The 7,605-nt window shown below is 58.8% G+C and carries 7 protein-coding genes; 5 read left to right on the top strand and 2 right to left on the bottom strand.

Going from position 1 to position 7,605, the window contains the following annotated elements:
- Positions 1 to 87: 87 nt before the first annotated feature.
- The 5 genes from AC1Q8Q_RS22995 (at position 88) to AC1Q8Q_RS22975 (ending at position 5,901) form a co-directional block, all read left to right on the top strand.
- Positions 88 to 465 carry a gamma-butyrobetaine hydroxylase family protein gene (locus AC1Q8Q_RS22995; protein WP_008058116.1) on the top strand — a complete coding sequence of 126 codons (378 nt, stop codon included), beginning with the start codon at positions 88 to 90 and terminating at the stop codon, positions 463 to 465.
- Between the two features lie 258 nt (positions 466 to 723).
- Positions 724 to 2,403, top strand: a complete 1,680-nt coding sequence (gene phaC, locus AC1Q8Q_RS22990) for a class II poly(R)-hydroxyalkanoic acid synthase (RefSeq protein WP_020801024.1) — start codon at positions 724 to 726, stop codon at positions 2,401 to 2,403.
- 157 nt (positions 2,404 to 2,560) lie between these two features.
- Complete coding sequence (gene phaZ / locus AC1Q8Q_RS22985; protein WP_168757099.1) at positions 2,561 to 3,415, top strand: poly(3-hydroxyalkanoate) depolymerase; 855 nt, start codon at positions 2,561 to 2,563, stop codon at positions 3,413 to 3,415.
- Between the two features lie 128 nt (positions 3,416 to 3,543).
- Positions 3,544 to 5,226 carry a class II poly(R)-hydroxyalkanoic acid synthase gene (phaC, locus tag AC1Q8Q_RS22980; RefSeq protein ID WP_033045329.1) on the top strand — a complete coding sequence of 561 codons (1,683 nt, stop codon included), beginning with the start codon at positions 3,544 to 3,546 and terminating at the stop codon, positions 5,224 to 5,226.
- A 57-nt stretch (positions 5,227 to 5,283) separates the two neighbouring features.
- Positions 5,284 to 5,901, top strand: a complete 618-nt coding sequence (locus tag AC1Q8Q_RS22975; protein WP_020801021.1) for a TetR/AcrR family transcriptional regulator — start codon at positions 5,284 to 5,286, stop codon at positions 5,899 to 5,901.
- 141 nt (positions 5,902 to 6,042) lie between these two features.
- On the opposite strand, the gene AC1Q8Q_RS22970 is transcribed toward AC1Q8Q_RS22975, so the two are convergent.
- Together AC1Q8Q_RS22970 and AC1Q8Q_RS22965 are read right to left on the bottom strand one after the other, a co-directional pair.
- Positions 6,043 to 6,900 carry a phasin family protein gene (locus tag AC1Q8Q_RS22970; RefSeq protein WP_020801020.1) on the bottom strand — a complete coding sequence of 286 codons (858 nt, stop codon included), beginning with the start codon at positions 6,898 to 6,900 and terminating at the stop codon, positions 6,043 to 6,045.
- A gap of 10 nt (positions 6,901 to 6,910) precedes the next feature.
- Positions 6,911 to 7,333: a phasin family protein gene (locus AC1Q8Q_RS22965; RefSeq protein WP_020801019.1), complete on the bottom strand. Its 423-nt coding sequence runs from the start codon at positions 7,331 to 7,333 to the stop codon at positions 6,911 to 6,913.
- Between the last annotated feature and the right edge of the window lie 272 nt (positions 7,334 to 7,605).

Below are 7,605 nucleotides of genomic sequence, written 5' to 3'. Positions count from 1 at the left end.
AAAGGTCGGTGGGGTACCGAAGCCCGCCACCACCAGCAAGCCGGCTCCTACAAGGGTCAGGCCACACATACAAACGGACATCCGGTCATGACCCAACTCCCCACCGACATCAAGCTGCACAAAGCCTCGAAAACCCTGACGCTCAAATACGCGTCCGGCGAGGAATACACCCTGCCCGCCGAGTTCCTGCGCGTGCACTCTCCTTCCGCCGAGGTCCAGGGCCACGGCAAACCCATCCTGCAATTTGGCAAGATCAACGTAGGACTGAGCAAGATAGAACCCGCCGGTCAGTACGCACTGAAACTGACCTTTGACGATGGCCACGACAGCGGCCTGTTCACCTGGGAATACCTCTACGAACTGGGGCGACGTCATGACGCGCTTTGGGACGATTATCTTGCCGAGCTAAAAGCCGCAGGAAAAACCCGCGACCCGAACGAATCTGTCGTCAAGCTGATGCTCTAGCCTGCGCCTCTTGCTCTTTAGAGGGCATTTTCTAATTCCATCTGTTTGAATGCTCGGCTTCAGGGTCGACGCCTGGCCCGCTTGCGAAAAAAATTAAACTCGGGTAACCAATGGACTGGCAAGGTCCCTGCAGTGCTCTCTGAATTAAAAAAGCAGTGATGCAGAATCAAAGGTCACCCGAGCAGTAGTACCTGGCAATTGCTGTGTGACTACACAGCAGGACCAAGGTGCTCGTCTCAGGGCAATGGAGCGTCGTAGATGAGTAACAAGAGTAACGATGAGTTGAAGTATCAAGCCTCTGAAAACACCTTGGGGCTTAATCCTGTCGTTGGGCTGCGTGGAAAGGATCTACTGGCTTCTGCTCGAATGGTGCTTAGGCAGGCCATCAAGCAACCGGTGCACAGCGTCAAACATGTCGCGCACTTTGGTCTTGAACTCAAGAACGTACTGCTGGGTAAATCCGGGCTGCAACCGACCAGCGATGACCGTCGCTTCGCCGATCCGGCCTGGAGCCAGAACCCGCTCTATAAACGTTATTTGCAAACCTACCTGGCGTGGCGCAAGGAACTCCACGACTGGATCGATGAAAGTAACCTCGCCCCCAAGGATGTGGCGCGTGGGCACTTCGTGATCAACCTCATGACCGAAGCCATGGCGCCGACCAACACCGCGGCCAACCCGGCGGCAGTCAAACGCTTTTTCGAAACCGGTGGCAAAAGCCTGCTCGACGGCCTCTCGCACCTGGCCAAGGATCTGGTACACAACGGCGGCATGCCGAGCCAGGTCAACATGGGTGCATTCGAGGTCGGCAAGAGCCTGGGCGTGACCGAAGGCGCGGTGGTGTTTCGCAACGATGTGCTGGAACTGATCCAGTACAAGCCGACCACCGAGCAGGTATACGAACGCCCGCTGCTGGTGGTGCCGCCGCAGATCAACAAGTTCTACGTTTTCGACCTGAGCCCGGACAAGAGCCTGGCGCGGTTCTGCCTGCGCAACAACGTGCAAACGTTCATCGTCAGCTGGCGAAATCCCACCAAGGAACAGCGAGAGTGGGGCCTGTCGACCTACATCGAAGCCCTCAAGGAAGCGGTTGACGTCGTTACCGCGATCACCGGCAGCAAAGACGTGAACATGCTCGGGGCCTGCTCCGGCGGCATCACTTGCACCGCGCTGCTGGGCCATTACGCGGCGATTGGCGAAAACAAGGTCAACGCCCTGACCTTGCTGGTGAGCGTGCTTGATACCACCCTCGACAGCGACGTCGCCCTGTTCGTCAATGAACAGACCCTTGAAGCCGCCAAGCGCCACTCGTACCAGGCCGGCGTACTGGAAGGCCGCGACATGGCGAAGGTCTTCGCCTGGATGCGCCCCAACGATCTGATCTGGAACTACTGGGTCAACAATTACCTGCTAGGCAACGAACCGCCGGTGTTCGACATCCTGTTCTGGAACAACGACACCACACGGTTGCCCGCGGCGTTCCACGGCGACCTGATCGAACTGTTCAAAAATAACCCACTGATTCGCCCGAATGCACTGGAAGTGTGCGGCACCCCCATCGACCTCAAGCAGGTGACGGCCGACATCTTTTCCCTGGCCGGCACCAACGACCACATCACCCCGTGGAAGTCCTGCTACAAGTCGGCGCAACTGTTTGGCGGCAACGTTGAATTCGTGCTGTCGAGCAGCGGGCATATCCAGAGCATCCTGAACCCGCCGGGCAATCCGAAATCGCGCTACATGACCAGCACCGAAGTGGCGGAAAATGCCGATGAATGGCAAGCGAATGCCACCAAGCATACAGATTCCTGGTGGCTGCACTGGCAGGCCTGGCAGGCCCAACGCTCGGGCGAGCTGAAAAAGTCCCCGACAAAACTGGGCAGCAAGGCGTATCCGGCAGGTGAAGCGGCGCCAGGCACCTACGTGCACGAACGGTAACTGACACACCCCGCCTTCACCTGTAGGAGCGAGCCTGCTCGCGAAAAAGTGAGGACAACGCGTTAACTCAGACAGCACGCGTTATCGTTAACGTCCTTCGCGAGCAGGCTCGCTCCTACAGGGGTTCGGGGATGAATTCATAAACAGGGCTAGAAGCATGCCGCAACCGTTCATATTCCGCACCGTCGACCTGGATGGCCAGACCCTCCGCACGGCGGTGCGCCCCGGCAAGCCTCACTTGACGCCCTTGCTGATTTTCAACGGCATCGGCGCCAACCTGGAGCTGGTGTTTCCGTTCGTCGCAGCGCTGGACCCGGACCTCGAAGTCATCGCCTTCGACGTACCCGGTGTTGGCGGTTCATCGACGCCCAATCGTCCGTATCGTTTCCCAGGCCTGGCAAAGCTCACGGCACGCATGCTCGACTACCTCGATTACGGGCAAGTCAACGTGATCGGCGTGTCTTGGGGTGGCGCCCTTGCGCAACAGTTCGCCTATGACTATCCAGAGCGGTGCAAGAAGCTGGTCCTGGCAGCGACAGCCGCGGGTACGGTGATGGTGCCGGGCAAGCCGAAAGTCTTGTGGATGATGGCCAGCCCACGACGGTACATCCAGCCATCCCACGTGATCCGCATTGCGCCGATGATCTACGGCGGCTCGTTCCGTCGCGACCCGACGCTGGCTGCAAGCCATGCGGCAAAGGTCCGTTCGGCGGGCAAGCTCGGTTACTACTGGCAACTGTTCGCCGGCTTCGGCTGGACCAGCATCCACTGGCTGCACAAGATCAATCAGCCGACCCTGGTCCTGGCCGGCGACGACGATCCCTTGATTCCGTTGGTCAACATGCGCTTGCTGGCCTGGCGGATTCCCAATGCCCAGTTGCACATCATCGACGACGGCCATCTGTTCTTGATCACCCGGGCCGAAGCGGTGGCGCCAATCATCATGAAGTTCCTCGAGGAGGAGCGCCAGCGGGCGGTGATGCACCCGCATCCGGCGCCACTGGGTGGCTGAGCGGCTCATTTCTTGTATAGCAAAGAGGAGGTGGCAGGACATCGCACCGCGCAACAACCTGCTACAGCGTCTATGGTGTTCTGGTTCGGTGTTTTGTATTTGGCCTGAAGACGAAGGAGTGTTGAGACATGCGCGATAAACCTGCGAGGGAGTCACTACCCACCCCCGCCAAGTTCATCAACGCACAAAGTGCGATTACCGGCCTGCGTGGCCGGGATCTGGTTTCGACTTTGCGCAGTGTCGCCGCCCATGGCCTGCGCCACCCCGTGCACACCGCGCGACACGCCTTGAAACTGGGTGGTCAACTGGGACGCGTGTTGCTGGGCGACACCCTGCATCCCACCAACCCGCAAGACCGTCGCTTCGACGATCCGGCGTGGAGTCTCAATCCCTTTTATCGTCGCAGCCTGCAGGCGTACCTGAGCTGGCAGAAGCAGGTCAAGAGCTGGATCGACGAAAGCAACATGAGCCCGGATGACCGCGCCCGTGCGCACTTCGCGTTCGCCCTGCTCAACGATGCCGTGTCGCCGTCCAACAGCCTGCTCAATCCGCTGGCGATCAAGGAAATCTTCAACTCCGGCGGCAACAGCCTGGTGCGCGGGATCGGCCATCTGGTCGATGACCTCTTGCACAACGATGGCTTGCCCCGGCAAGTCACCAAGCATGCATTCGAGGTTGGCAAGACCGTCGCCACCACCACCGGCGCCGTGGTGTTTCGCAACGAGCTGCTGGAGCTGATCCAATACAAGCCGATGAGCGAAAAGCAGTATTCCAAACCGCTGCTGGTGGTGCCGCCACAGATCAACAAGTACTACATTTTTGACCTCAGCCCCCATAACAGCTTCGTCCAGTTCGCGCTCAAGAACGGCCTGCAAACCTTCGTCATCAGCTGGCGCAATCCGGATGTACGTCACCGCGAATGGGGCCTGTCGACCTACGTCGAAGCGGTGGAAGAAGCCATGAATGTCTGCCGGGCAATCACCGGCGCGCGCGAGGTCAACCTGATGGGCGCCTGCGCTGGCGGGCTGACCATTGCTGCCCTGCAGGGCCACTTGCAAGCCAAGCGACAGTTGCGCCGCGTCTCCAGCGCGACGTACCTGGTGAGCCTGCTCGACAGCCAACTGGACAGCCCGGCCACACTCTTCGCCGACGAACAGACCCTGGAGGCGGCCAAGCGCCGCTCCTACCAGAAAGGTGTGCTGGAAGGCCGCGACATGGCCAAGGTTTTCGCCTGGATGCGCCCCAACGATTTGATCTGGAGCTACTTCGTCAACAATTACCTGATGGGCAAGGAGCCGCCGGCGTTCGACATTCTCTACTGGAACAATGACAACACACGCCTGCCGGCCGCCCTGCATGGTGACTTGCTGGACTTCTTCAAGCACAACCCGCTGAGCCATCCGGGTGGCCTGGAAGTGTGCGGCACCCCGATCGACTTGCAAAAGGTCACCGTCGACAGTTTCAGCGTGGCCGGCATCAACGATCACATCACGCCGTGGGACGCGGTGTATCGCTCAACCCTGTTGCTCGGTGGCGAGCGTCGCTTTGTCCTGGCCAACAGCGGTCATGTGCAGAGCATTCTCAACCCGCCGAACAATCCGAAAGCCAACTACCTCGAAGGTGCAAAACTAAGCAGCGACCCCAGGGCCTGGTACTACGACGCCAAGCCCGTCGACGGTAGCTGGTGGACGCAATGGCTGGGCTGGATTCAGGAGCGCTCGGGCGCGCAAAAAGAAACCCACATGGCCCTCGGCAATCAGAATTATCCACCGATGGAGGCGGCGCCCGGGACTTACGTGCGCGTGCGCTGATGTTCAACGACCGCGGCCTTTAACGGCCGTGGCATGACCCGATCATAAGAAGACTGGATGAAAACCCGCGAACGGATACTCGAATGTGCCCTGCAGTTGTTCAATGAGAAGGGCGAACCGAATGTTTCCACCATGGAAGTCGCCAACGAAATGGGCATCAGCCCGGGCAATCTGTATTACCACTTCCACGGCAAGGAGCCGCTGATTCTCGGCCTGTTCGAACGTTTCCAGGCCGAACTGTCCCCGTTGCTCGATCCTCCGGCCGACGTCGAACTGGCTCCTGAGGATTACTGGCTGTTCCTGCACCTGATCGTCGAGCGCCTGTCACACTATCGCTTCCTGTTCCAGGACCTGTCGAATCTGGCCGGGCGCCTGCCGAAACTGGCCAAGGGTATTCGCAACTTGCTCAATGCGCTCAAGCGCACACTGGCGTCGCTGCTGGCTCGACTGAAGGCCTTGGGGCAATTGGTCAGCGACACCCAGGCGCTGGGGCAATTGGTGGAGCAGATCACCCTGACGCTGCTGTTCTCACTGGACTATCAGCGGATTCTGGGCCGTGAAGGCGAAGTTCGGTTGGTGGTCTACCAGATCATGATGCTGGTGGCGCCGCATCTGTTGCCCTCGATCAAGGCGGCGACTGAGCAGATGGCGATGCAGTACCTGGAGGAGCATTAAGATCAAAAGATCGCAGCCTGCGGCAGCTCCTACATTGGATCGCATTGACCTGTAGGAGCTGCCGCAGGCTGCGATCTATTCAAGCCTCAAACAAAAACGCCCGACCTTGGCAGGCCGGGCGTTTTTTTGAGCCCTGAACTATCAGGACTGACTGGTTGGCGTCGATGGAGCTGACGCGGCAGTCTGGGTTACAGCAGGGGTCGGCGCGGAAGCGGAGTTCGAAGTGCTTGCCACAGCTGCCGAAGTCACCGGAGTTGCCGGTTTGGCGGTAGCCTCTGCTGGTTTGGCTGCGGCAGCTTTCGGAGCCGCCGGTTTTTTCACTGCTGGTTTCTTCGCTGCAGCAGGTTTTGCCGCTGGCTTGGCTGCCGGTTTAGCGGCAGCGGTTTTCGCTGCAGGCTTGGCGGCGGTTTTAGCAGCTGCCGGTTTGGCCGCTGATTTTGCAGCTGGCTTGGCGGCGGCTGGCTTGGCGGCAGCAGTTTTTGCAGCCGGTTTGGCCGCCGCTTTGGCCAATGGCTTGGCTGCGGTTTTGGCAGCCGGTTTAGCGGCTGGTTTGGCTGCCGCGGTTTTCGCCGCAACAGGCGCAACCTTGGCACCGGTAAGTTTTTCGATTTGCTTGGTCAGGGTATCGACCTTGCTGTGCAGAGCCTTGACTTCATTGCGGCTCGGCACGCCCAGGCGCGAAATGGCGCTGTTCAGGCGCTTGTCGAAAGCCCCTTCCAGCTCATCCCACTTGCCCAGTGCACGATCTTTTACGCCGCTGATGCGCGACTTGGCCGACGATGCGGAGTCCTTGGCGGCGTCGACAGTCTTGCCAACAGCGCTCTTGGTCAGCTTCTCGGCTTTCTCGCCGTCCTTTACCAGCGAGTCGAAGAGTTTGCTGCCGTCAGTGTCGATCTTCGAGTACACGCCTAAACCAGCCAGCCAGATTTTGCGGGAGTAGTCTTCGACTTTTCCGATCCACGAGCTGCTTTCTTTTTCGGTGTTCTTTTTACCAGCCATCCCGTTCTCCTTAAGATTTACGCGCGACGCGTTCGAGCAGTGCCGTCAGCTCATCGAGCTTGGCAGAGAGTGTCTCAACGTCATGTTTAGACGGAATGCCGATGCGATTCAAGGTACTTGCGACACGCGTGTCGAACGCTCTCTCGACTTTGTCGAGCTGAACTTCGACCTTGCCTTTGAAAGTGCTCACTTCACTCTTGGCTTCGTCGATCTCGGCATTGGCTGCTTCAAGCTTCTGGGCAACTGCTTTTTTGCCTTTGGTTTCAACTGCTTGCCCAGCCTTGATCAGCTCTTGAAAGTACTCGCTACCCTCTTGGCCGACCTTGGTGTAGGCACCCAGGCCTGCCAGCCAGATCCTGCGGGCATACGATTTGACGTCATGCAGAGCGGTCGTCGATGCGTCGATTTTTTTCTTCAAAATAACTTTGGCCATGGTCCACCTCACGCGCAGAAGGTTTGAGGAATTGCCCGCGAAAGTGTCGGGCTCCGGCACAAAGTAGGGAGAAAAATTAGAAACGGCACCCTAACAACTGACATACATGCTTGGACGCACCGCAAATCAAACTGTGGGAGCGAGCCTGCTCGCGAAGGCGTCAGGCCAGTCAATATACATATCGAATGACACATGGCTTTCGCGAGCAGGCTCGCTTGTATGGTAGGACTTGAAGGGAGGAGGAGGGACAAGGCTCGATTCTGACTGTTGAC

This window comes from Pseudomonas sp. GW823-FHT06B06, assembly GCF_058795195.1.
This window is presented reverse-complemented; position numbering and strand designations above follow the sequence as displayed.